Below are 24070 nucleotides of genomic sequence, written 5' to 3'. Positions count from 1 at the left end.
GAGCTACTCTCCCAGCAGCTTGTCGCGCAGGTTCTTATCCTTCTGCTCGACCTCTTCGGCCATGCGCTTTTGGTAATCCACCATCTTGTCTTGGATGGCGGGATCGCCAGCGCCGAGGATGCGCGCAGCAAGCAGGCCAGCGTTTTTTGCACCGCCGATGGAGACGGTGGCAACCGGCACGCCACTAGGCATCTGCACGATGGATAGGAGGGAGTCGAGGCCATCGAGATCCTTCAGTGCGCGGGGGATGCCGATGACCGGCAGCGGCGTGGCGGCAGCGACCATTCCTGGAAGATGCGCAGCACCGCCGGCGCAGGCGATAATCGCCTTCAGCCCGCGGGTATGGGCTTCTTTCGCATAAGCCAGCATCTTTTCCGGGGTGCGGTGGGCGCTGACCACGCCGACCTCGAAGGGGATGCCGAAGTCCGCGAGGACCTGAGCGGCGGGTTCAACGGTGGGCCAATCGGAATCGGAGCCCATGATGATGCCTACATGCGGTTGCATAATGTCCTTTCTACAGACAGGAATTTAAGCCCATTCGGCGTGCACGAGGAAGTGTGCGGCCTGGCGGGCAATGGTCAGGGTCTCGTCGGTACCTTCACCAGTGACGTTGACGTGGCCAATCTTGCGGCCAGGGCGGTGTTCCTTGCCATAGAGGTGAATCTTGGCCTGCGGATAGCGCTCCATTACTTCACGAACGCGCTCCGGCATAGGCATAGCGGGATCCTCGTCGGCACCTAGGACATTGGCCATCACGGTCACGGGTGCAAGCGTGTCGACTGCGCCCAAGGGGAGGTCGAGCACGGCGCGCAAGTGCTGCTCAAACTGCGAGGTGACACAGCCATCCTGGGTCCAGTGGCCGGTGTTATGCGGGCGCATGGCCAGTTCGTTGACGGAAATATCCTCGCCCGCGGGGCCATCGAAGGCAAAAAGTTCGACGGCCAGCACGCCGGTCACGCCGAGGGACTCGGCGATGGTGAGACCCAACTCGGAAGCGCGCTGGGCAAGTTCCGGTGCGAGGCCGGGGGCGGGAGCGATAGCCTCGGCACAAATACCGTTTTCCTGGCGGGACTGGGTAATCGGCCATACCTTAGCCTCGCCGGAAGGGCGACGGGCAACGAGGAGGGAAAGCTCGCGGGTAAGTTCTACCTTTTCCTCTGCCATCAGCGGGGTACCGGCCTCGAGTAACTCGGAGACCAGCTCAAAGCAATTATCGGCGGTGGGGAACCATACGCCCTTGCCGTCGTATCCACCGCGGCGTGCCTTGAGGCATACGCGGCCATCGACGGCGTCGAAGAAGGCGCGGGCATCGGCCACCGAGTCAATGGCGGCAAAGCGCGGCACGGGAGCGCCAAGCGCGGCGAGCTTTTCGCGCATCTTGAGCTTATCCTGCGCGTAGATAAGAGCGGTGGGCTGGGGCTGGACGTTAAATCCGGCGTCGATAAGCGCGGCGGAGTGCTCGTTGGGCACATGCTCATGCTCGAAGGTAATGGCATCCGCGCCCTCTGCCACGCCGCGCAGCTCCTCCAAGGAGGTGTAATCCCCCAGCACCACGTCCGGGGTGACCTGCGCGGCGGAGGAATCCGGCTTGCTAGCCAGAATCCGCAGGTGAATATCGAGTTCCGCGGCGGCCGGCTGCATCATGCGGGCCAGCTGGCCGTCGCCACAAACAGTTACAATAGGCTTTAAGTCACTCACGTCCCCCAATACTAGCTTGGATACTATGTTCACTCGTCATACCATCTTCCAAAACTCACTCATGACCGCTTTACTGGACGGCATTTATGACGGCGAAATGACCATTTCGGAACTGCTAGGTAAGGGCAATTTCGGCCTCGGCACCTTTGATGGCTTGGACGGGGAGATGATCATCTTGGACGGCACCTGCTACCAACTGCGTGGGGATGGCTCCGCGCAGATTGCGGACTTGGATCAGCGCACGCCCTACGCGGTGGCCACGAACTTTGTCCCGCGCATTACTGCCGACGCCCCCGCGGGCCTGCGCCGCGATCAACTTTCCGAGTTTATCGATAAGCTCGAGCCCTCCGCTAACTACATGTACGCGGTGCGCATCGCGGGCACGTTCAAGGAGGTGACCACCCGCACGGTGGTCAAGCAAGAAAAGCCTTACCCGCCGATGTCTGAAGCCGTTGGCGGCGACAAGGAGCTGCATTTTAAGGACGTCGAGGGCATCATCGGCGGCTTCCGCACCCCCGTGTATGAAAAGGGAATCTCGGTACCGGGCTGCCACGTGCACTTTATCGACGCCGCCCGCACCTCCGGCGGCCACGTGCTGGACTACGTAGTGGATAAGGCAACGATTGAGCTCTGCCCCGCCTCCGACCTAGAACTGCGCCTGCCGCTGACACAGGAATTCAGCCGCGCCAACCTCTCCCCCGAGGATCTGGATAGCCAGCTGCACACCACCGAGGTTAAAACCAAGGGCGATCATTGATAATCTCTGCCACGCGCTTGGGCTTGGCCACATTGGGAAAATACATCGCCCGGTCCCAGCCGTGAATCGCTAGGGACACCCCGCCCCGGCGCTTGCGGGCGCCGCGGATATCCTGCAGCGGAATCGAATCGATATTGCGGCCCTCGCGCGCGATGACGCGCCTATTAGTCACGATGAAGCGCTTGCGGCGAGCCTTATAAAGGGGAATGACAAAGCGCCAGATTCCCAGCAGCGCCCACACCGCGACGAGGCCATTGCGCAGCATCGGATCTACCGCTTGGACATCGCACCAGCCGATGGCAATCCACAGCAGGCCGGTGATGAGGATGAGCTCGAGGAAGGGGAAAATCAGCGCGCGAAACGGCGCGGAGACATCCGCGCGCTTGACCTCACCTTGGCCCATCTTCATTAGTCCCATAGCTATGGATGCTACCTTGCGTGTCTACTGTAGTGGTTTACTGCTGCGGACGCAGGTGCGTGACATCGCCTGCGGAGTAGTACTCGCCGGCGACCATGATGCGGCCGTCCTCGCCGATTTCATCGACGTGACCGGTGACATCGCCAGACGGGGTCTCCAAGCGCACCTCTTGGCCAAGCGAGGAGCAGACCGCACGGTAATCGCGCAGGAGCTGCGGATCTTGGTTCTCCCACTGCGCGATGCGGCGGCGCAGGTTCTTCAACACGGTAATGGCCAGCTCGGTGCGGTCAGTATCACGGCCTTCGAGCGCGAGCGAGGTGGCCTTTTCAATCGGTAGGTCCTCACGAGTCAGGGTGACATTGATGCCCATGCCCACGACGACGCGCGCAGATGGTGCGGCACTACCTACGGCCTTATTGACCTCTGCTTTGTTGACTTCAGCTTTATTAACCTCAGCCTTATTAACCTCGGCCTTGCCTACCTCCACCTTGGTGAGCTCGGTCTTCGGCGCGGCTTTGAAAGCTTGGCCCACGGGACCGGCCTCAGCAAGGATGCCGCACAGTTTATTGCCGTCGATATGCACGTCGTTTGGCCATTTGAGCACGGTGCCCTCGATCGAATCGGTCACCGCAAGTCCCGCGGCCAGCGGCAAGGTACCCAAGTGCTCGAGGGATTCCGGCAGCAAGAGCACGGAGAAGATTACCTGGGAGCCGGCCGGCGCGGTCCAAGTGCGGCCGAGGCGGCCCTTGCCGGAAAGTTGTTCGTCGGCAAGTAGCACGGTGCCATCCGCAACGTTGGTGGCCTGCATCAAATCGGTATTGGTGGAGCCGGTCTTTTCCACGAAATCGATGGTGGTGAAATCGTCCGCCAGCGCTGTGCGAATGCGTTCCAAATCAAGAGCAGTCATAAGCTTCAAGGATACCGGCCACCAATGGTGCTAGTGTGTTGCGCATGGCAAAGGTCACTTTTGAAAAGGTCAACATCACCTACCCCGGTGCGAGCGCGTCCACGGTAAAGGACTTGGACCTCGATATCGCGGACGGCGAATTTCTGGTACTCGTTGGCCCTTCGGGTTGCGGCAAGTCCACCACGCTGCGCGCCTTGGCGGGTCTGGAACCTACATCCAGCGGCCGCATCACCATCGATGGCAAGGATGTGACCAACCTGGAACCGGGCGATCGCGATATCGCTATGGTTTTCCAGAACTATGCCCTCTATCCGCACCTGACGGTGGAGGAAAACATGGGCTTTGCCCTGAAGCTGGCAAAGCTTCCTAAATCCGAGGTCAAAGCCAAGGTGCACGAGGCGGCGGAAACGCTCGGCCTGACCGAGTATCTCAAGCGCAAGCCCAAGGATCTGTCCGGCGGTCAGCGCCAGCGCGTGGCCATGGGTCGGGCCATTGTCCGCGAGCCTAAGGCCTTCCTCATGGACGAGCCGCTGTCCAACCTGGATGCCAAATTGCGCGTACAGACCCGCGCGGAGTTGGCCAGCCTCCAGCAGCGCCTGGGCACGACGACCGTGTATGTCACCCACGACCAGGTGGAGGCTATGACCATGGGCGACCGCGTGGCGGTGCTCAAGGACGGCGAACTGCAGCAGGTAGCCCCGCCACGCGAGCTTTACGACGCCCCCGCGAACGAATTCGTCGCCGGTTTCATCGGCTCGCCGGCGATGAATATCTTTGATTACAACGGTTCCCGCGTGGGCGTGCGCCCGGAAAAGATGTTCATCAATAAGGGACCAATGGGCTTCAAGGGCGTCGTAGACATTGTGGAAGAGCTGGGCGCGGAGTCTTATGTCTACGTCACCGTGGGTGACAAGCGCCTGGTCGCCCGGGCCGAAGGCACCCCACCGCAGCGCGGCGAGGAGGTCGTGCTGACCTTCAATCCACGCGAGGCGCACCGTTTCGATCCGGAAACAGGCCGCCGCATCGCGCAGGACTAGTTCTAGCGGAGGCTAGGCTGCGGAGAAAGCTGGGTTCGAGGGCACAGGTACGCGTCCCCACCACCCACAGCCCCTTTTCTACCCCCGTTTAGAGTTAAATAGGCCAAAATTATCCACCTTTTGGTTTCCGTATTTTAGGTTTAAAGAACCGAAAGTTTTCCGAAAGGTGAATTCCATGAAGAAATTTCTGCTTCGCACCACCGTTGCGACAACCGCAGTTTTGGCACTGGCCGGCTGCTCTTCTTCCTCCTCCGATTCCGCGGCGGGCGATTCCGCTGAGGGCGGCGCGGATGCGCGCGGCCCCATCACCTTTGCCATGGGCAAAAATGACACGGACAAGGTGACCCCCATCATCGAGAAGTGGAACGAGCAGCACCCAGACGAGAAGGTCACCCTCAAGGAGCTGGCCGGCGAAGCCGACGCCCAGCGCGAAACCTTGGTGCAGTCCCTGCAGGCGGGCAGCGATGACTACGATGTCATGGCCCTCGACGTGGTGTGGACCGCGGAGTTCGCCGCCAACCAGTGGCTGCAGCCGCTCAATGGTGACTTTGAAACCAATACGGATGAGCTTCTGCCGGCCACCGTGGAGTCTGCCACCTATAACGACGTGCTCTACGCGCTGCCGCAAAACACCAACGGACAGCTGCTTTTCCGCAACACCGAGCTCGCGGACAAGGCGCCGGAGAAGTTCGCGGACCTTAAGTCCGCGTGCAAGGCACTGGACAAGGGCAAGGACTGCCTTACCACCCAGTTCAAGCAGTACGAGGGCTTGGCACTCAACACCGCCGGCTTTATGGAAGGCTGGGGCGGCTCCGTCCTAGATAAGGACGGCAACGTCACCGTGGACTCCAAGGAGGCCAAGGACGGCCTGCAGGCCATGGTGGATGCCTACAAGGAGGAGACCATTTCCAAGGACTCCACCGCCGCCACCGAGGAAGAAACCAATATGGCCTTTACAGAGGGCAAGACCGCCTTCGCCATGAACTGGCCGTATATGTACTCCAACGCGGTTGATGCCGGCGTCGACGTCGAGGTTCAGGCCCCGCTGGGCAAGGATGGCGTAGGTGTGTCCACGCTGGGCGGCTATAACAACGGCATCAATATCAACTCCAAGAATAAGGGCACGGCGCTCGACTTCATGAAGTTCATCATCAATGAGGACAACCAGAAGTCCTTTGCGGAGCAGTCCTTCCCGCCGGTCTTGGCTTCCATCTACGATGACCCGCAGCTACAGCAGGAGTTCCCGTACCTGCCGGCACTCAAGGAATCTCTGGAGAACGCGGCACCGCGCCCGGTTTCCCCGTTCTACTCGGCGATTTCCAAGGCCATCCAAGACAATGCCTACGCTGCATTGACGGATGGCAAGTCGGTGGATGATGCCACCGCCGATATGAAGGCGGCCATCGAATCGGCTTCCCAGGGCTAAGCGCCCAATCCGGGTGAGGTAGGCGGACACCCCGCCGCCTCACCCTTTGTGGTTTTCACTCCCCTAATGGGGATAGAATCTAGCCAATACATTGCATTTCTTGAACAGAAAGGCGGTCCAGCGTGGCTATAGCTTCGCCGACTGCGTCCAAGGGGGCGCCGAAGGGGGCGTCGGCAAGCGCGCCGAAGCCCCAGCGTAAGAATTATGGGCGCGTGGCCGGGCTGATTGCTCCGGCGCTCATCGTGCTCGCCGTCATTATCGGCTACCCCATCATCCGCGCCATTGTCCTGTCCTTCCAAGGCAATAGGCAGCTCAACCCGCAAACGGGGCTTTTTGAGGAAGGCGGCTTTGCCGGGCTGGAAAATTACCTGTACTGGATTAATAACCGGTGTGTTTCCGGCACTGGTCAGATTTCTACCTGCCCGCCGGGCGTTATCGCCACGGACTTTTGGCCGGCGGTAAAGATTACGCTCTTTTTCACCATCGTTACCGTGCTGCTGGAGACCATCCTGGGCATGCTGATGGCGCTCATTATGAATGGTGAGTATCGCGGCCGCGGCCTGGTGCGCGCTGCGGTGCTTATCCCCTGGGCCATTCCTACGGCCGTGACGGCCAAGCTATGGCAGTTCATGTTCGCCCCGGAGGGCATCATCAACTCGCTACTTGGTGCGAACATTGCTTGGACCACGGACCCGTTCTACGCTCGCCTGGCTGTCATCATCGCGGACGTATGGAAGACAGCACCATTCATGGCGCTGCTTATCCTGGCCGGCCTGCAGATGATTCCCAAGGACGTCTACGATGCCGCTCGCGTGGACGGCGCCAACCGTATTCAGACCTTCTTCCGTATCACCCTCCCGCTGGTGCGCCCGGCGCTCATGGTGGCCGTGCTCTTCCGTACCCTGGACGCGCTGCGCATGTATGACCTACCGGTCATCATGATTTCTAGCTCCTCCAACTCCCCCACCGCGACCATCTCGCAGCTGGTGGTAGAGGATATGCGCCAGGGTAACTTCAACTCCGCCTCCGCGCTCTCCACCCTTATTTTCCTTCTTATCTTCGTCGTCGCCTTTATCCTCATCCGCTTCCTTGGCGCGGATGTCTCCGGCAGGAAGGCAGCTAAATAATGCGTAAATTCGGACACTACGCCGGCATCGTCTTCATCATGTTCTGGGGCCTAGCGCCCTTCTACTGGATGCTGGTAACCGCGCTGCGGGATCAGCGTTTCACCTTCGACACCACCCCGTGGCCCACCCACGTCACGCTGGATAATTTCCGCGATGCCTTGGCTACCGATAAGGGAAATGACTTCCTAGCCGCGCTTGGAAACTCGCTGCTTATCTCCCTGGTTACCACCGCTGTGGCCGTGCTCATCGGCGTCTTTACCGCCTATGCGCTCTCCCGGTATGACTTCCCAGGGAAGGGAATCGTGACCGGCATTATCCTGGCCGCCTCCATGTTCCCGGCCATTGCCTTGGTCACCCCGCTCTTCCAGCTCTTTGGCAACCTGGAATGGATTGGTACTTACCGCGCGATGATCATCCCCAATATTTCCTTCGCGCTTCCGCTGACGGTCTATACGCTGCTGAGCTTCTTCCGCCAGCTGCCCTGGGAACTAGAAGAAGCAGCCCGGGTGGATGGTGCCTCGCGCTCCCAGGCTTTCCGCCTCATCCTCCTCCCTCTGGCGGCGCCGGCGCTATTTACCACCGCGATCATCGCCTTTATCACCACCTGGAATGAGTTCATGCTGGCCAAGCAGCTTTCCACCACCGATACCGAGCCGGTGACCGTAGCCATTGCGCGCTTCTCCGGCCCGTCCGCCTTCGAATACCCCTATGCCGCCACCATGGCCGCTGGCGCGTTGGTGACCATCCCATTGGTCATCATGGTGCTCATCTTCCAGCACCGCATCGTCGCCGGCCTGACCGCAGGCGGTGTCAAGGCCTAATGCGCCGAGCCATGCTGTGGGATACCGCCCTGGGTTTCCTTGGTTTCTTTAGCGTCCTCGCGGTTATCCAAGCTGTACTCAATCTCTTCCACGACTCCCCCGCCCTATGGCCCGGCCTCCTGGCCGTCGCCCTGTGCCTCCTTACCTATCTGACCTGGCGGGCGAAAAGAAAGGACCTTTCATGAGCTGGTACCACAATGCCGTCTTCTACCAGGCCCTCGTCGGTTCCTTCAAAGCCGACGGCAATAAGGAGGTAGGCACGCTGCGCGGGGTCATCGATAAGCTGGATTACCTGCAGTGGCTCGGCGTGGACTGCCTGTGGCTTTCGCCGTTTTATGCCAGCCCCTTGCGCGATGATGGCTACGATATCGCGGACTACTACTCCATCCATCCGGATTACGGCACGATGGAGGACTTTGAAGAGCTCATTGCGCAGCTGCACCGCCGCGGCATGCGCATTATGACGGATTTGGCGCTCAATCACACCAGCTCCGATCACCCGTGGTTCCAGGCCTCCCGCACGGATCCCACCGGCCCCTATGGCGATTTCTATGTTTGGGGCGATGACCCGGAGCGCTACCCCGAAATCCGTGTCATTTTCACCGACGTGGAAACATCCAATTGGACGTGGGATGACCAGCGCGGCCAGTACTACTTCCACCGCTTCTACTCCCACCAGCCGGATTTAAACTACGATAACCCGGCCGTGCAGGAGGAAGTGTTCAAGATCTTGTCCTTCTGGATGGACAAGGGTTTGGACGGCCTGCGCCTTGATGCCATTGCTTACCTCTTTGAACGCGATGGTTTAGGTGGCGAGTCCCTGCCGGAGACCATCGAGTTTGTGGAGAAGATTCGCTCCTTCATGGACACCCACTACCCGGATGCGGTGCTCATCGCGGAGGCCAACCAGCCCCCGGCCGAGACCATGCAGTTCTATGGCAAGGGCGAGCGCTTCCACATGGTCTTCAACTTCCCGGTTATGCCGCGGTTGTACCAAGCATTGGCGCTTGCCGACGCCACCCCAGTCTACTCCATCCTCGACGAGCTGCCCGCCCTGCCGGATGGCTGCCAATGGGGTACCTTCCTGCGCAACCACGATGAGCTCACCCTAGAGATGGTGGACGATGACGTGCGCGAGCTGATGTATGAAGCTTTCCTCCCCGATGATGAAATGCGCGCGCATGTGGGCATTGCCCGCCGGCTGATGCCGCTGATGAACGGCGATCGCCGCAAGGTGGAACTCATGTTCTCGCTGCTGATGACCCTGCCGGGCGCACCGTTTATCTACTACGGCGATGAGATTGGCATGCTCGATGACACCTCGCTGCCGGATCGCTATGCGGTGCGCACCCCGATGCAGTGGGACGATTCCGAGCATTCTGGTTTTAGCACCAAAGCACCTTCCCGCCTTCCGATTGTGGGAGGTACCTCCGTGGCTTCCCAGCTTGATGACGCCACCTCGTTGCTCAACACCGTCCGCTCCATGATTGCCGAGCGCCACGCCCATCCGGATCTCGGCACCGCTCCGTGCGAGCCGGTCGAGACGGGCGAGGAAGCCGTCCTTGGCTACCAGCGCGGCGATCTGCTGTGCTTGCACAACTTCAGCGATCGCTCCATCGATCTCGGCCCAGTAGAGCTCGGGCCGTACGGCTACGCCTGGCTGCCGGCCTAAGCCTTAGCGCGCGGCTGCAGCCCCCTCTCCTACTGGCGCACTGCGCAACCACAGAGAAAAGCGCCCTGTCGGTCCTTATGGGCCGAGAGGGCGCTTAATAGTTGTGGTGGCCTAGTTCCACTCAGGCGCGTCTTCGAGGCGCAGCTCGGAGTAGCGCGCTTCTGGCACAGAAGCCGAGTATGGCTTGCCCTGAGCTTCCCACTGCTGGTCAGAGTTGCAGCGCACATCCTGACCGTCAGTGTCGAGCATGGTAAAGCCCCACACCAGTTTGCCCTGCGAGTTCGCAGGCAAGGTGTACGGGCCAACCACCTGGTTTAGCTTCCAGTGCTGCTCGCTGACGTAGTTGAAGCCATAGGTCTTGGTCAGCACCTTGGCCAGCTCGCCGGTGCCCTCAACGGATCCGGAGACCTCGATGGTCTGGGTGCGAGCCTGGGTGACGGTGTGCTTGACCGGTACTTCCTCGGCGTTGCGGTTAGCCACGCTGGTGGCATCGGTCTGCTTGAACCAGCGTCGCTTTGCAGTGACGTAGGTGCCGTTTTCACCCGGCGTCGAGCAGTGCGTGCCCGGCTTGTAATCGTCGTTCCAGCGCTGGGGCAGCTCAAAGTCCCCACCGAAATCAGCGGCGTGGGCAACGGGAGCTGCCACCATGCTCAGCGCCGCAAAGACGCTAGCGATGGACTTCTTGCTCACGTTTAGCCCCAATCGTTGTTATCGCGGGTGGATACTTCAACGTGGCGCTCCTTCGGCAGGGAAGCCGTGAAGGTGCCACCGTTGGGCTGCCACTTGTGGTCGGGGCCACACACGGTCTTCTGGCCCTCGAAGTCAGAGACAACCCAACCCGCACGCAGAACGGCGGTCTTGCCCGGAGCGATGTCGTAAGGGCCGACCTGCTCGCCAACCTCATAGGACTGGCTGTCGGTGTAGCTGGAGGAGAACGTGAAATTGATAAGATCCAACAGCTTAAAGTCGACGCCAGCAGACACGTTCCAAGTCTTGGTCTTAGTCTCCTTGATAGAGCGGGTAACAGGCAGCGGCTCATCGTTGTAGTTGGACACGGTCCAGGAACCGGCGGAACCATCGAAGTAGGTGCGCTTGATGTCAACGGTCTGGCCGGTGTCACCCGGGTTGGAGCAACGCTCACCGATGGTGGTCGGGTTAGCCGGACCCAGGTCGCGCTGCGGCAGGGCGTTAGCGGCCGGAGCGAAGATGAGGCCGGAAGCAACGGCAAGAGCCGCGGTGGTGGAAGCAATCTTGGACTTGAACATGGGAGTTTCTCCTTGCGTAGGTGAGGGTGGTGTTTAGTAGATGGTCTGGGTAGGAACCGGCAGGTCGCGGAATTCGTCCGGAGTGACGTCCTCGGTGCGGGTATTGCCGGCCTTATCGGTGATCTTGGCCTCGGCCCAGAAGCCGCTCGGGGCGGAGGTCTGCTTGTAGTTAGAGGTGAGGTCGTAGTGTCCGCTCTTGCCGCAGTGAATCTCGCGGTAGTTAATGCGGGTCATGGTGGTGCCGTACTCCACACGCACGCGCTCGCCTGGCTTGAGGTCGACGTGCTTGAGCTCGGTACCGACCGGCATATAGGCGCGCTTTACGGCACCGACGGACTCCAGCCAACCTTTCGGAATATCGCCGCGGTTGCCCTGCCAGTTGGTGTACGGGGCGTGCTCGGCGCCAACGACGAAGTCAGTGACCGGCGCAAACTCGTAGTCACCCTTGGACCAGTTGAGGAAGTCCGTGGAGTAACCAGCCTTGCGGTAGGTCGGCTTTACCGCGGTGATGTCCAGCGGGTACCAGGAGGTATCGCCGGCTTCACACTTATCGCCTTCTTTAGGCCAGGAAGGATCGTGCTGCAGATCTGCAGCAGGCTGCATGATCTCATCCTTCTTCGGATCGGCGATCTTCTCTAGGCTCGGGCCCGATACAGAGGTGTAGTTACCCTCGATCGGCTTGGAGTTTGCACCTGGGGAACGGGATGGAATTTCCATGGCCAGGTCGGACACGGAGCCGTCCGCCTTGATGATGTAGGCAAAGGCGTAGCGCTCGGCTGGGCCCTTACCGCGGATGACATTTGCGCCTGGGATGTTTTCCAGGCGGTCATCGTTGCAGCCTACGAACATGGAGATGAAGTCCTTTTCAATGACGCCGTATTCGACGCGGAAGGACTCACCCGGCTTCAGCTTCACCGGTCCAAAGGTTTCTTTATCGCGCCAGCCGTTGGTCATCTTCAGACCGATATCGGACTTAGCGGTGGTGTCCCAACCGGAAGGCAGCTTGGCCTTGGAATTGGCGTCAATCTCGTGATTGGTACCAGTTTCTACCTCGGCGGTGTAGGGCACTTCTTTGTTGGTGGTGTTTTTGAACTGCAGGGTGCCGTCGCTCATGTAGCGGCGGCCGGTTTCTGCAAAGCGCCATTCGCGCTCTGCATTATCGCCGGCGGCACTGCAGCTCTTATAGAGGTTGGAAATGGGATATGCCTGCGGCATCGGGGGAACATCTCCCGCGTGTGCCACTGGCATGAAGAGAGCCGCTACGGCGAGCGGTGCGAGCAAACGCAGTCCCTTTTTAATCACCAGAAGACCGTCCTTAATAGATCGTTAAAAATCAGGGGAAACATTCATGAAGACTCAGATAATTATAAGGGCTTACAGGGCTCACATCAATAGTTGAATGGAATTCTTTCCGCTTCCTTTACCCACCTTGAAGTGCAATAATCAGCGTTCACCTGCCTAGCACCGCAAGAATTTTACAATACCCCCTACCCCCAGATTAGGGCTCTATGACCTGGTTCCCTTTAATAAACTCCCAGGTTTTATGCCCCACCCGTACTGTAGTGGCATTTGCCACACAGTCGATTTTCACTTTGCGCCTAGCAGCGCTCCATTCCGCATTGACTGGGGTGCCCTAGTAGGGTGGGGACCCATGACTGATCTGAAAACCACCGCCGGCAAGATCGAGGACTTGGACGCCAAACTCGCCGAGTCCCGCGCGCCGCTGGGAGAAAGCGAGCCGGCCGCCCGCACCCGCGTGACGCAGCTGCTCGATGAGGGCTCCTTCGTGGAAACGGACGCGCTAGCCCGTCACCGCTCCACCGACTTTGGTCGTGAGCATGACCGCCCCTATACCGATGGCGTGGTCACCGGCTACGGCACTATCGACGGCCGCCGCGTGTGCGTCTTTAGCCAGGACGGCGAAATCTTCGACGGCACGATGGGTGAGGTTTATGCCGAAAAGCTCACCAAGGTATATGACCTCGCCATCAAAACCGGCGTGCCCATCATCGGCATCTATGAATCCACCGGCCCGCGTGTGCAAGAGGGCATCGTCACCATGGCAGGATACGCCCGCCTCATGGCGCGAGTCTCCCAGGCTTCGGGCCTCATCCCGCAGATTTCCGTTGTCGCGGGCAATACCAGCGGCATTGCGGCGTTCGCGCCGACGTTTGCCGATGTCCTCGTAGTCACCCAAGGCACCGCCCTCCACCAGGCCGCCAGCCACGTGGCCGGCGCGGAGCCAGAGACCTTCGGCGGTGCCGCAGCCCACGCCGAGTCTGGCACCGCTCACCTGGTGGCTAGCGACGACAAGCAGGCTTTGTCCCTTGTGCGCGATGTTTTGGCCTACTTCCCCGCCAATAACCGCGCCGAGGCGCCGCGAGTGGAGGCCGGTAGCGTCGCGGACTTTGATCTCAATAGCGTCATCCCGGATACCGCCGCGCAGGCCTATGACATGAGCGAGGTCATCAAGGCTGTCGTCGATGAAGGCTCCTTCTTCGAGCTTTCCGCCGAGGCTGCGCAAAACATCCTTACCGGCGTTGCCTACATCGATGGCCGCGCCGTCGGCATCGTTGCCAACCAGCCGCTGGCGCTGGCCGGCGCCTTGGACTCCGCCGCGGCAGAAAAGGCTGCACGCTTCGTGCGTACCTGCGATGCCTTCAATACTCCCATCGTGGAATTCGTGGACTCCCCAGGCTTCGTGCCCACCCCTGAAGAGGAAAAGGCCGGCCTGCTACGCAGGGCGTCGAAGTTTGCCTATGCGCAGGCTGAAGCGAGCGTCGGCAAGCTTACGGTGATCACCCGCAAGGCCATTGGCCCGGCCTACGTATTTATGGGAGCCAAGGACCTCGGCGCGGACCTGGTCTACGCATGGCCTACCGCGGAAATTGCCGTCACCCAGGCCTCCCAAGCTTCCCTGGCCATTTATGGCTCGGAGGACAAGGAAGAGGAAATGGACGAGCTCTTCTTGCACCCGTATGCCGCAGCAGAGCGCGGGCTGGCCGATAATGTTATCGAGCCATCTGCAACCCGCCACTACCTGGTAGAAGGCCTGCGCCTGCTCGAGCGCAAGGCCGTGGCCCAGGTACCGAAGAAGCACGGAACCGTTTAGGAGGGGAAATGTCTACGCCGGAAATTAAGGTAGTCAAGGGCAATCCCACCGAGGATGAGCTCGCGGCCCTGCGTACCGTATTGGCGCAGATGAGCGCCAAGCACTCGGGCGTTGCCGGAGAACGCAATGAATGGGGCAACCCGGCCGAGCGCTTCGAGCGCTTTGGGGCGCAGCGCGTCTATAACCCGTCTGCCTTCCATACCGTGCGGTACTTCTAATGCGGCTTATCCTTGCCTCCCAATCGCCCTCGCGCGCGTCTATTCTGCGCGGCGCGGGCGTGGAGCCCGTATTGGAGCCGGCCGATATTGACGAGCGCTCCCTCGAAGCCTCGCTCGCAGGCCACCCGCCGGCCGATATCGTCGCGGCCCTCGCCACCGCCAAGGCTGAAAAGGTGGCCGAACGCTACCCCACCGAGCCCGTCATCGGCGGCGATTCCATGCTGCTGCTCGACGGCGAGCTACAAGGCAAGCCCCTTACCGAGGAAGCCACCATTGAGCGCTGGCACCAGCAAGCCGGCCGCACAGCCGATCTGCTGACCGGCCACTGCCTCATCTTTGGCGATAAGCGCCATGTGGAAACGTCCACCACCACGGTGCACTTTGCCCAGGCCAGCGAGGCCGATATCGCAGCCTATGCCCACTCGGGCGAGCCTCTGCACTGCGCCGGTGCCTTCACCTTGGAGGCCATGGGCGGCTGGTTCATTGACCGCATCGAAGGCGATCCTTCCTCCGTAATCGGGCTATCGCTGCCGGTGGTGCGCCGCGCGCTCTATGCCTTTGACCTGAACGTCTCCGATTTCTGGTAGCAGCGCGCCGGCGTCGCTACAGTGGGGTGGCATGGAAATGAAAGACATGCTTGCCCCGAAACCCATTGAGCTGCCGGCCGATCCCGGCGCAGAGTCCACCTCGGATCTCGCCGCCGGCATTGTCGCCCACCCCGATTCCCCGCTGCTGTGGGCGCTCCTAGCGGAGCAGGAGCTCAAGGAGCAGGAAGGCTCCGAGCCAGCCGCTTTCATCACCGCCTACGCCTACGCGCGCACGGGCTACCACCGCAGCCTCGACCGCCTGCGTGGCAATGGTTGGAAGGGTTGGGGCCCTGTCCCCTTCTCGCACGAGCCGAACCAGGGCGTCCTGCGCGCCATCGCCGCGCTCGGCCATGCAGCCAAGGCCATCGGCGAAGACGACGAATACGACCGCATCCGCCAGATGCTTTCCGACGCCGCCCCGGACAGCGTCGCCACCCTCCTCGACTAATCCTGGAGTTCCCGCATGCCTGCCGTGACACCGCGCCGCCTACACCGCTTCTCCACCGCCGTTTTGCTCACCGCTACCCTGCCGCTCGCGCTAAGCGCCTGCGGTGCTCAGGAGGATTCTTCTTCCTCCCAAGAGCCGGTCTTTTCCAGCCAAGCACCTGCCGAGGATGAATCCTCCGGCGGGGACGATGTGGCTTCCGCTGCAACACCCTCCCCGTCGGAGTCCACCGACGGGGGCGATGAAGCGACCACGCAACAGCAGGACAAGGACAGGGACGCCGAGTGCACGGAGCTGCCTAATGACCCGCGCAAGGTCTACGCCTCTGGCACGGCCCCCGGGCGCATGCCCGCTGATGACGGCAGCGATTTCAATTACTGGATCGCCGATATTGAGAACTCCTATGACCCGTGCGCCACGATTAGCTGGATCATCTTCCGCGGCTCAATGGGTGATTTAGATGGTCCGGCGGGCACCGGCGCCTCCATTGCTGATGGCATAGCCTTCTACGTCAATGGCGCTCCGGCCAAGGACATGTCCGTCTTCGATAAGGTAGAGAGCATTACCCCGGTCTCAGACAACGAGGTCGATTTCACGTGGGGAGAGCGCAGCCGCTCCACCGCGGAGGGTATTACCGCCCACCACACTGTGCGCCTGCGGGCACAGGGCGATTCCCTCGAGGCGGTATCCGGCGAAGTCGAAGAATTTAACAAGATGTGGGTTGACCTTCCCAGCTACCAGCTTGGCACCTACGACTAACTTTTAGGCCGGCATTTAATCGCCTGGGCCTGCAATACAATGCGCCCCAGCGGAATTTCGCTGGGGCGCTCGTCGTTGCTCGCTTAATTGAGCAATCAGCTCATTACAGTGCTAGTCCATCTTGTCCAGGATGTCGCCGGTGTTTTGCGCAATGCGCACGTTTGCCACCATGGCTTCCAGAAATAGCCTGATGGCAACCATGATTGCGTAGTAGATGACAGTGCTCAGTACCGCTAGGAAGATGAAGGCAAAAATGCTTCCGAAGATGGCGGACGCGGAATCTTCCTGAATGCCATAAATGCCCATGCCGGTGGCGAAGAAGAAGGCACCGAGAAGGTGAAGGATCCACATGATGCCACCAAGAATCATGGCGACCTTGTAGATTTCCTTCACGTGGGTGAGGGTCAGGAAGTGCTTAAACTCGAACTCGAAGAGCCCGCCCAATAGGCCGTCCTTCTTGCCCAAGCCCTTGAGGGTGTCACTCATCTGGCTCTTCTTATCACCAAGAGTCTGGCCGGAATCGGCAGAAGCATCGCCTGCTTGCGGGAACTGTCCGAATCCCTGGTTCGTGGTCTGCTGCTGGGTGTAACCGCCGAAAACCGGCTGATCGTGAGCGGACTGGGCGGAACTGAATTGGTTGCCGTTCGCAGCAGCATCCGACGACGCCGCATCCGTAAATGGATTATGCGCACGGGAGGCAGCTCCCCCGCCTGGGGTGGAGGACTTCGAAGAAGCCCAGAAGTCAGAGGACTTGCCCTCCGCGCTCGGCTGCGGGGAGGAAAGAGCACTCGAATTTTCAGACTCATCAGGCTGATCGGTGTGGCCGAAAGACTTCGTCTCCTTGGCATCAGTAGAGCCGAATTCCTTGGTCTTGTTCACCTCGGAGGCGCCGGTGACCCCAGCGCTTTTCGCCGCGTCCTCGGCGCGGTGCTGCGGGGTCTCGGAAAAATCGCGCGGAGAAAAATCCTTCGGGAAGCCGTCGGAGTTGAAATCATTATCAGCCATAATCTGGTCCTTATAAAATGCTTTAGGGGATGGTAGGAAAAGGCCCCACGGTCACCCGTGGGGCCACTTGGCAGAATACAGCGTGCGCTAGGCGTTCGCGTCCTGAACGCGACGCATCGCCTCGGCGGCGACCTTTTCTTGGATACCCATGTCCAGCTCGGAGGTAAAGCCAACGCAGGAGCAGTTGATTTCGCCGAGAACGTAGGTGTCGGTGCCATCGGGGGCATCGTCAAGCATGAAGTCCGCGGTCCAGATCAAAGGAACATCCTTGGTATCGCCGAGCTTCTCTGCGATAACGGGGCGAGCCTTCTCGAACATCTCCAACAGTTCCGGCCAGGATTCCGGCTTATCGTAGGTGTACTTTGCGCCGGAGAAGAGCGTGGCAGAGAAGTTGTCGCCGCCTTCCGCTGGCTTCTTGTGCACGATGAATACCGGCTCATCCCCCACGAGGAGAATACGGATTTCACCTTCCACAATGCGCGGCATAAAGCGCATGTCCACCAGCATGCCGTTATCGCCCTCAATGTACTGGTCACAGAAATCCATGAAGGCGCCCAGCTTATAGTCATGGGTCTGGTTGTCTACTGCCTCGGTGCACTTCAGGGCGGTGTCAAGCGGGAGCGCGGTGCCCGGTTCCACGGATTGGGCAAGCTCCTGGTCCGCGAGGCGCACGCGCCAGATGCCCTCACCGGTGGAACCGCGGTTTTGCTTGAGCACCCGCTCACCATAAGACAGCGAGGTGGGGAAAGTATTATGCAGCTCTTCTACCTCGTAGTACGCGGCGGTATCGTCCGGCACCAGCGGGGTGTCATTGAGCTTGACCAGCGCATCTTTGGCGCCGTAGGCCATCATGTCCGCCGGAGTGGACATGCCTACCAGGCCGGCGTCTGCCAGCTTGGTGAGCAATTCGAAGTAGCCCTTCTCGCCACCGGGGATATTGCCTGGGTTCACGCGAGAGATATAAGCATCAAAGTTTTCAGAAACCTGGGCGTAGATCTCTTCCGCCTTGTCTGGGTGGAAGTAGATAACCTCAGCTTCCCAGCCCTGTTCCTTGATCGCATTGACGATCGGCATGGTGTCCTTACGGTGACCATCTGCGCCTTTATCGGAGCCGCCCTCTACCTCAAATACAACGATTGCCTTGTGCACTAGCAATTCCCTTCTTAGGTGGTGTTCATAGCACGTTGTCGCACCATATCCGTAGTTTATCCCAGCTTTACCTCCCCCGCGCGGCCAACTGCCCCCTCTGCCTAACCCCGCCGGCCGGCGCCCCTATTTCCCCGGCCGAGCCCTGTATCGCACACCACAGGAATGATCCCCGAGTGATCACCACGGGAAAATTCGGGTTAAAGTGGTGGGAGCGAAATACTAACCCTTATCGGAAAGGCAGGCGGACAGTGGCTGACGTTGATCCCTATCCCCCATTTCAGGAATACGCACACCCCGAGCGCCTCGTGTCTGCACCGTGGCTGTCCGCACGCCTAGGCGTCAAGGGCCTGCGCGTCATTGAGGTCGATGAAGACTCACTCCTCTATGACATTGGCCACATCCCCACCGCCACCCGCATCAACTTCCGCACGGAACTACTGAGCCCACTTACTCGCGATTTCATCGATGGCAAAGAGTTCACTGCTTTGATGCGGGACAAGGGCATTAATGCCGACGATACGATTGTCCTGTATGGCGATAAGTCCAATTGGTGGGCCGCCTACGCCCTGTGGGTATTTACCCTCTTTGGCCACAAGGATGTTCGCCTGCTCGATGGTGGCCGCAATGCCTGGATGGCCGAGGAACGCGATACTTCCTTCATGGTGCCGGACTTCCCCGTATCCGAATACCCCGAGGTAAGCCGCGATGATTCCGTCCTGCGTGCCTTCGTAGACCAGGTGCGCGAGTCCGAAGGAGCGCTCGTGGATACCCGCTCCCCAGAGGAGTTTGCGGGCGAGGCCACCGAGCACGATCCCAATGGCGATTCCGCCTACGGCACCACCATGCGCCACGGCCACATCCCGGGCGCCATCAACCTCGAGTGGGACCGTTCCATCTATCCCAACTCCTGCTTCCGTTCGGCCGAGGAGCTCAAGGTTAATTACGGAATGTTGGAGCCTGAATCTACAACGATTCTCTACTCCCACGTGGGCGCGCAGGCCGCGCACACCTGGTTTGTGTTGACGCATCTTTTGGGATTCACAAAGACGCAGGTCTACGATGGTTCGTGGTCTGAGTGGGGTAATATGGTGAAAATGCCGATTGAGCGTTAACTTTTCGGTTTCGCCACATAAACCCATATCCGGCAGGGATGTGGGTTTATTTTTGCCCAAAAACATCCCCACTCGCGTGCGTGAAAATTAACTCATGCTTTTGTGTGCAAGAATAGATTGCGTATTCAACCTAATGTGTTCAGGAGGTTGCTGCCGTGGCAGTAGAAACCAAAAAGATCTCTAAGGTTCTCGTGGCGAACCGCGGTGAGATCGCCGTTCGCGTGATCCGCGCGGCCCGCGACGCTGGCATTGCCTCCGTCGCCGTCTACGCCGAGCCAGACGCCCAGGCACCTTTTGCCTCGCTTGCCGACGAAGCCTTTGCCCTCGGCGGCACCACTTCTGCCGAGTCCTACCTCGTCTTTGACAAGATTCTGGACGCCGCAGAAAAATCCGGCGCCGATGCCATCCACCCCGGCTATGGCTTCTTGTCTGAAAACGCCGACTTTGCCCAGGCGGTCATCGACGCCGGCCTGACTTGGATTGGCCCCTCCCCCGAGTCCATCCGGAACTTGGGCGATAAGGTCACCGCGCGGCACATCGCCGAGCGCGCCGAGGCCCCTATGGCCCCGGGTACTAAGGATCCGGTAGCCGGCGCCGATGAGGTGCAGTCCTTCGCCATGGAATACGGCCTGCCCGTAGCCATCAAGGCTGCCTTTGGCGGCGGCGGCCGCGGTATGAAGGTAGCCTACTCCGCAGAGGAAATCCCCGAGCTCTTTGAATCCGCTACCCGTGAGGCAACCTCCGCCTTCGGTCGCGGCGAGTGCTTCGTGGAGCGCTATCTAGACCGCGCCCGCCACGTGGAAGCCCAGGTACTGGCGGATAAGCACGGCAACGTAGTCGTCGTCGGCACGCGCGATTGTTCCCTGCAGCGCCGCTTCCAAAAGCTGGTCGAAGAAGCCCCGGCTCCTTTCCTCACCGAGGAGCAGCGCGCCTCCATTCACGAGTCCGCCAAGCGCATCTGCCGCGAGGCCGGCTACTACGGCGCAGGCACCGTGGAATACCTGGTGGGCGCCGATGGTCTCATTTCCTTCCTAGAGGTCAATACCCGCCTGCAGGTGGAACACCCAGTTTCCGAGGAAACTACCGGCCTCGATCTCGTGCGCGAGCAATTCCGTATCGCTGAGGGCCACGAGCTCTCGCTGAAGGAAGACCCCACCCCGCGTGGCCATGCCTTCGAGTTCCGCATCAACGGCGAGGATGCCGCGGCAAACTTCATGCCGGCCCCTGGCACCATCGTGAAGTACTCCGAGCCAGCGGGTCCGGGCGTGCGCATTGATTCCGGCGTCGTCCAGGGCTCCGTCATTGGCGGCCAATTCGATTCCATGCTGGCCAAGCTCATCGTCTGGGGCCCAGACCGCGAGACCGCGCTGCGCCGCTCCGCCCGCGCCCTATCCGAGTACACGGTGGAGGGCCTCCCCACCGTTATCCCGTTCGACCAGGCTGTCGTTGCTGACCCTGCCTTTACCGCAGAAGACGGCAACTTCCGTGTCTACACCAAGTGGATCGAAGAGGAATGGGATAACCAGCTGCCCGCCCACGATGACTCCACCGATGCAGAGGCCGCCGAGGCCGAGCCTTCCCAGGTGCACACCGTAGAAATCGATGGCCGCCGCATCGAGGTTGCCCTCCCCGCCTCCTTCGGCGCCAATGGAACCCCACGCAAAAAGAAGAAGCGTAAGGGCTCCGGCGCCAAGGCCGCAGTGTCCGGCGATGCCGTGACCTCCCCAATGCAGGGCACGGTCATCAAGGTCAACGTCGAAGAAAGCCAAGAGGTTGCCGAGGGCGAGGTCCTCCTCGTGCTCGAGGCCATGAAAATGGAAAACCCCGTCAAGGCACATAAGGCCGGCACCGTTACCGGCTTGGCCGTAGAAGCAGGCGCTTCTACCACCAAGGGCAGCGTACTGCTGGAAATCAAGTAGCCTGCCCCGCTAGCCTTGGAAGAATGACTGATTCTTCCCTCGGCGTGCGCTTGGCCAAGGAAGAGGACCGCGACTATCTTACGGGCCTCTTCCCTTCTTCTATTGCGGACTGGTCCCCCATTGTGGACGGCGGGGTCATCGCCCTACCCATGGCCGCCAACGAGGACCCCACCGTTGCTCCCCGCGGCGCCGCACTCCTGCGCTACTACCCCGCCGCCGACAAAGGCCCAGCTTTCTTGGGCGATCCCTCGGCGCACCCGCTTGACGACGCCACCTGGCTCACCCCCTTCGACCCCGAGGACATTCCCGAGCTCATCGTCTCCAGCGATGACCCCGCCGCCCGCGAGTTGCTTATTACCAACGCCATCGACCTCGCGGCCGAGCAGACTGCCCCCGGCATCTCTTCTGCCACGGCCCTGCCCGGATTCGAGGAACTCGCACCCGGCAAGTTCTTCCGCCGCTTCTAGCTCGCCCCTAGGTCCGGCCGCCCTCCTGCTAACCTAGCTACGATGCTGAAAATAGATGCAACTTATGGACATTCCACCGCTTTAGGGCGCCTGAATCGCACCTTCGACACCGGGCGCGTATACGGCTTGAAGGGCCCCAATGGTGCGGGTAAATCTACGCTGCTGCAGACCTTGAGCGGCGAAATTGCCCCACTCGAGGGCACCGTTACCATCGACGGTGCCGCACCCGGCAACGCAGAGGCCGCCGGCTCCGTCATCGCAGTCGCGGACCCGGTCTTCTTGCCCGACCTCACCGTCGGCGAGCACTTCACCCTGCTTTCGCGCCGCTCCGGCGTAGACTTTGCCGAGGTCCATGAGCTCTGGGCCATCGACGACAACATCCGGAACTCCGCAGTCAGCGATCTTTCTTCTGGTCAGCGCCAACGCGTCTACCTCGCCGCCCAGCTCTATCAGCCTGCCAAGGCTCTGCTTATCGACGAACCCGAGCGCCACCTTGACCACACCTGGACCGCCTTCTTGGCCGAGGAGCTGCGTCACCTCGCCGTCGAGGGCCGTTGTGTAGTGCTGGCCTCCCACTCCCCGGCCATCTTCGATGCCTGCGACGAGGTGGTGGAGATTTCATGAAGCTTCTATCCCACGCCTCCTCAGCCATCTATTACGCCTTTATAGCGGCGCTCATCGCGAGCGTCAGTGTTTACGCTTGGCAGAATGCCGCCGAGGTTTTACCCTCGCTCGCGCAGCGCACAGCCGCGTCCCTGCCCGCCACCGCGACCATCGGCGCTGGGGTCGGCTCCCTCGCCCTCATCGTTCTCCTCGAGGCGCTCTATCCGCTGCGCAGCCTTTCCCTGGGCCGGTGGGTCTATGTGGACAGGCCGCGGGGGCGTATGCGGGGCGTCGATAAGCTGTCCATTGCCCAGCTCGCCGGCGTGAGCCTCCTCGGCCTAGCCCTGTGCGCATCGCTGCGCCTTCCGTTCTATGCGGCGATGGCCCTCCCCTTGCTGCGCATTGCGATCGGCTGGCGTTCCTTTAATCTCGCCTCGCTTCTTCGTGCGGGCCGCACCCGTGCCGTCGGCTCGTCCTCCTTTGGGCTTTTGGATTCTGAGGTTTCTGCCGATGCCATCGCCTCCCAGTCGGCCCGCCTGCGCCCCAGCTCGCGCGCCACGGCGTCGCCCAGCCGCCTCTTTTTCCGGCGCCTATACCGCCGCTGGTACATCCCGCTCGGCGCGGTCGCCGTCATGGGCCTAACCCTAGGACTAGCACCACAGCTTGGCAGCCTTGCCCTCATTGGATTGTCTGGCGCATGGACCATCGTCGGCGCCGCCACCGGCCGCGCCGCATCCTTTGGCCGCATCATCGACGGTGCTTGGCCCGACTGGGGACTTCCCTTGACCGCGACAGCAGGTGCCGCCGTTCTCGGTACCGCCTTCATCGCCGCCGTGTGGAAGCTGCCGATACTCGTACTCGCCGCGTGCTGTTTAGGACTTACCTATGCCTCCTTCAAGCGCTCCCGCCCCGCGCGAGTGACCACCATGAACATCATCGACACCGGTGGCTTCGGCGCTTCATTCTCCCCCGAAGTCTTCGGTTACTTCCTGCGCGGTGGCTACGGCATTGCGGCCATAACCGTGGTCCTCTTCTTTTAGTCGCCCTGCGCTTTCCCCAGGTACATCACTGCATTACATGCACATACCTGGGGATTTCTTTTTGGCATTATTCTGTATTACTCCACATAATACAGTTTGTGTTACTATAAGTAATACAGAAAAAAGATTGGAGGTGACAGATGTTTATTAGCCTCAACCCCGATTCAGATGTCCCTGTCTTCCAACAAATTCACGATGAATTAGTACTGGCCATAGCTCGCGGCCAGCTCTCTGATGGTGACAAGCTAGACCCCGTCCGCCGCGTCGCCAAAGACATAGGCATCAACCCGGCCACCGTGAAGAAGGCGTACGACCTCTTGGTCTCTGACGGCCTCATTGAAACCGCCGGCCGCTCCGGCTCCATCGTCAGACCCGGCGCTCACACCGAGACTCAAGAAAGACAACTAGCTGAGCAATTAGGCCGAGTAGTTGCGCTCGCCCGTGCCCAAGGCTTTAGCCCAGATGAGCTCCACACCCACCTCAGCTCCACTCTTAAACACTTGGAAGTATCGTCATGATTTTCGCA

The 24070-nt window shown here is 60.5% G+C and carries 27 protein-coding genes; 18 read left to right on the top strand and 9 right to left on the bottom strand.

Annotated elements, in window-relative coordinates; all coding sequences use genetic code 11:
• Window positions 1-3 precede the first annotated feature (3 nt).
• Both purE and QP915_RS02585 read right to left on the bottom strand, forming a co-directional pair.
• Entirely contained in the window at window positions 4-504 is a 501-nt protein-coding gene (purE, locus tag QP915_RS02590; RefSeq protein WP_239273403.1) for a 5-(carboxyamino)imidazole ribonucleotide mutase, read from the bottom strand.
• A 24-nt stretch (window positions 505-528) separates the two neighbouring features.
• Window positions 529-1644 carry a 5-(carboxyamino)imidazole ribonucleotide synthase gene (locus QP915_RS02585; protein WP_284768002.1) on the bottom strand — a complete coding sequence of 372 codons (1116 nt, stop codon included), beginning with the start codon at window positions 1642-1644 and terminating at the stop codon, window positions 529-531.
• Between the two features lie 79 nt (window positions 1645-1723).
• Between QP915_RS02585 and budA the strand changes: the two genes are divergently transcribed.
• Window positions 1724-2455 (top strand): acetolactate decarboxylase, encoded by a 732-nt coding sequence (gene budA, locus QP915_RS02580; protein ID WP_284767876.1) that lies wholly within the window; start codon window positions 1724-1726, stop codon window positions 2453-2455.
• Here the strand turns inward: budA and QP915_RS02575 are convergent.
• Both QP915_RS02575 and QP915_RS02570 read right to left on the bottom strand, forming a co-directional pair.
• Window positions 2433-2873 (bottom strand): hypothetical protein, encoded by a 441-nt coding sequence (locus tag QP915_RS02575; RefSeq protein ID WP_005326709.1) that lies wholly within the window; start codon window positions 2871-2873, stop codon window positions 2433-2435. The genes budA and QP915_RS02575 overlap by 23 nt on opposite strands.
• 37 nt (window positions 2874-2910) lie before the next feature.
• Window positions 2911-3780, bottom strand: a complete 870-nt coding sequence (locus QP915_RS02570) for a biotin--[acetyl-CoA-carboxylase] ligase (protein WP_284767874.1) — start codon at window positions 3778-3780, stop codon at window positions 2911-2913.
• A gap of 44 nt (window positions 3781-3824) precedes the next feature.
• Here QP915_RS02570 and QP915_RS02565 point away from each other — a divergent pair, with 44 nt between their 5' ends.
• The 6 genes from QP915_RS02565 (at window position 3825) to QP915_RS02540 (ending at window position 9863) form a co-directional block, all read left to right on the top strand.
• Window positions 3825-4817 (top strand): ABC transporter ATP-binding protein, encoded by a 993-nt coding sequence (locus QP915_RS02565; protein ID WP_284767873.1) that lies wholly within the window; start codon window positions 3825-3827, stop codon window positions 4815-4817.
• A gap of 175 nt (window positions 4818-4992) precedes the next feature.
• Window positions 4993-6243 (top strand): ABC transporter substrate-binding protein, encoded by a 1251-nt coding sequence (locus QP915_RS02560; RefSeq protein WP_284767871.1) that lies wholly within the window; start codon window positions 4993-4995, stop codon window positions 6241-6243.
• A 122-nt stretch (window positions 6244-6365) separates the two neighbouring features.
• Complete coding sequence (locus tag QP915_RS02555) at window positions 6366-7370, top strand: carbohydrate ABC transporter permease (RefSeq protein WP_374043215.1); 1005 nt, start codon at window positions 6366-6368, stop codon at window positions 7368-7370.
• Complete coding sequence (locus QP915_RS02550; protein WP_005322533.1) at window positions 7370-8191, top strand: carbohydrate ABC transporter permease; 822 nt, start codon at window positions 7370-7372, stop codon at window positions 8189-8191. Before QP915_RS02555 ends, QP915_RS02550 begins: the two co-directional genes overlap by 1 nt.
• Complete coding sequence (locus QP915_RS02545) at window positions 8191-8376, top strand: hypothetical protein (protein WP_284767869.1); 186 nt, start codon at window positions 8191-8193, stop codon at window positions 8374-8376. Before QP915_RS02550 ends, QP915_RS02545 begins: the two co-directional genes overlap by 1 nt.
• On the top strand, window positions 8373-9863 hold the full coding sequence (locus QP915_RS02540; protein WP_284767868.1) for an alpha-amylase family protein: 1491 nt from the start codon (window positions 8373-8375) through the stop codon (window positions 9861-9863). The genes QP915_RS02545 and QP915_RS02540 overlap by 4 nt, the downstream gene beginning before the upstream one ends.
• Window positions 9864-9974: 111 nt before the next feature.
• On the opposite strand, the gene QP915_RS02535 is transcribed toward QP915_RS02540, so the two are convergent.
• The 3 genes from QP915_RS02535 to QP915_RS02525 are packed head-to-tail and all read right to left on the bottom strand — an operon-like array spanning window position 9975 to window position 12430.
• Window positions 9975-10553: a hypothetical protein gene (locus QP915_RS02535; protein WP_284767867.1), complete on the bottom strand. Its 579-nt coding sequence runs from the start codon at window positions 10551-10553 to the stop codon at window positions 9975-9977.
• Between the two features lie 2 nt (window positions 10554-10555).
• A complete protein-coding gene (locus QP915_RS02530; protein ID WP_284767865.1) occupies window positions 10556-11128 on the bottom strand; it encodes a hypothetical protein in 573 nt (190 codons plus the stop codon).
• A gap of 33 nt (window positions 11129-11161) precedes the next feature.
• Entirely contained in the window at window positions 11162-12430 is a 1269-nt protein-coding gene (locus QP915_RS02525) for a hypothetical protein (protein ID WP_284767864.1), read from the bottom strand.
• Between the two features lie 349 nt (window positions 12431-12779).
• Here QP915_RS02525 and QP915_RS02520 point away from each other — a divergent pair, with 349 nt between their 5' ends.
• From QP915_RS02520 to QP915_RS02500, 5 genes are read left to right on the top strand one after another with little or no spacing between them, the layout of a single operon-like run.
• On the top strand, window positions 12780-14240 hold the full coding sequence (locus tag QP915_RS02520) for an acyl-CoA carboxylase subunit beta (protein ID WP_284767863.1): 1461 nt from the start codon (window positions 12780-12782) through the stop codon (window positions 14238-14240).
• Window positions 14241-14248: 8 nt separating this feature from the next.
• Window positions 14249-14458: an acyl-CoA carboxylase subunit epsilon gene (locus QP915_RS02515; RefSeq protein ID WP_239280347.1), complete on the top strand. Its 210-nt coding sequence runs from the start codon at window positions 14249-14251 to the stop codon at window positions 14456-14458.
• Window positions 14458-15045: a Maf family protein gene (locus tag QP915_RS02510; protein ID WP_284767862.1), complete on the top strand. Its 588-nt coding sequence runs from the start codon at window positions 14458-14460 to the stop codon at window positions 15043-15045. The genes QP915_RS02515 and QP915_RS02510 overlap by 1 nt, the downstream gene beginning before the upstream one ends.
• A 31-nt stretch (window positions 15046-15076) precedes the next feature.
• Window positions 15077-15493, top strand: coding sequence for a DUF3151 domain-containing protein (locus tag QP915_RS02505; RefSeq protein WP_284767861.1), 417 nt, complete (start codon window positions 15077-15079; stop codon window positions 15491-15493).
• A gap of 15 nt (window positions 15494-15508) precedes the next feature.
• Window positions 15509-16249, top strand: coding sequence for a hypothetical protein (locus QP915_RS02500; RefSeq protein ID WP_284767860.1), 741 nt, complete (start codon window positions 15509-15511; stop codon window positions 16247-16249).
• Window positions 16250-16360: 111 nt separating this feature from the next.
• Here QP915_RS02500 and QP915_RS02495 read toward each other — a convergent pair whose 3' ends face one another.
• Together QP915_RS02495 and QP915_RS02490 are read right to left on the bottom strand one after the other, a co-directional pair.
• The gene (locus QP915_RS02495) at window positions 16361-17254 is read right to left on the bottom strand and encodes a DUF4282 domain-containing protein (RefSeq protein WP_284767859.1); all 894 of its coding nucleotides are present in this window, start codon (window positions 17252-17254) and stop codon (window positions 16361-16363) included.
• Window positions 17255-17341: 87 nt separating this feature from the next.
• On the bottom strand, window positions 17342-18403 hold the full coding sequence (locus QP915_RS02490; protein ID WP_239274378.1) for a Cj0069 family protein: 1062 nt from the start codon (window positions 18401-18403) through the stop codon (window positions 17342-17344).
• 248 nt (window positions 18404-18651) lie between these two features.
• Between QP915_RS02490 and QP915_RS02485 the strand changes: the two genes are divergently transcribed.
• The 6 genes from QP915_RS02485 to QP915_RS02460 all read left to right on the top strand — a co-directional run bounded on the left by QP915_RS02485 (window position 18652) and on the right by QP915_RS02460 (window position 24062).
• Window positions 18652-19515, top strand: a complete 864-nt coding sequence (locus QP915_RS02485) for a sulfurtransferase (protein WP_284767858.1) — start codon at window positions 18652-18654, stop codon at window positions 19513-19515.
• A 155-nt stretch (window positions 19516-19670) separates the two neighbouring features.
• Window positions 19671-21434 carry an acetyl/propionyl/methylcrotonyl-CoA carboxylase subunit alpha gene (locus QP915_RS02480; protein WP_284767857.1) on the top strand — a complete coding sequence of 588 codons (1764 nt, stop codon included), beginning with the start codon at window positions 19671-19673 and terminating at the stop codon, window positions 21432-21434.
• Window positions 21435-21457: 23 nt separating this feature from the next.
• Window positions 21458-21901, top strand: coding sequence for a hypothetical protein (locus tag QP915_RS02475; RefSeq protein WP_284767856.1), 444 nt, complete (start codon window positions 21458-21460; stop codon window positions 21899-21901).
• A gap of 42 nt (window positions 21902-21943) precedes the next feature.
• The gene (locus tag QP915_RS02470) at window positions 21944-22525 is read left to right on the top strand and encodes an ATP-binding cassette domain-containing protein (RefSeq protein WP_284767854.1); all 582 of its coding nucleotides are present in this window, start codon (window positions 21944-21946) and stop codon (window positions 22523-22525) included.
• Window positions 22522-23544, top strand: coding sequence for an ABC transporter permease (locus tag QP915_RS02465; protein ID WP_284767852.1), 1023 nt, complete (start codon window positions 22522-22524; stop codon window positions 23542-23544). The genes QP915_RS02470 and QP915_RS02465 overlap by 4 nt, the downstream gene beginning before the upstream one ends.
• A gap of 140 nt (window positions 23545-23684) precedes the next feature.
• Complete coding sequence (locus QP915_RS02460; RefSeq protein WP_238801210.1) at window positions 23685-24062, top strand: GntR family transcriptional regulator; 378 nt, start codon at window positions 23685-23687, stop codon at window positions 24060-24062.
• Window positions 24063-24070: the final 8 nt, after the last annotated feature.

The organism is Corynebacterium sp. MSK158, assembly GCF_030229085.1.
Taxonomy (GTDB): domain Bacteria; phylum Actinomycetota; class Actinomycetes; order Mycobacteriales; family Mycobacteriaceae; genus Corynebacterium.
The sequence above is the reverse complement of the archived record's forward strand: the minus strand, read 5'-3'. Positions and strand labels throughout refer to the sequence as shown.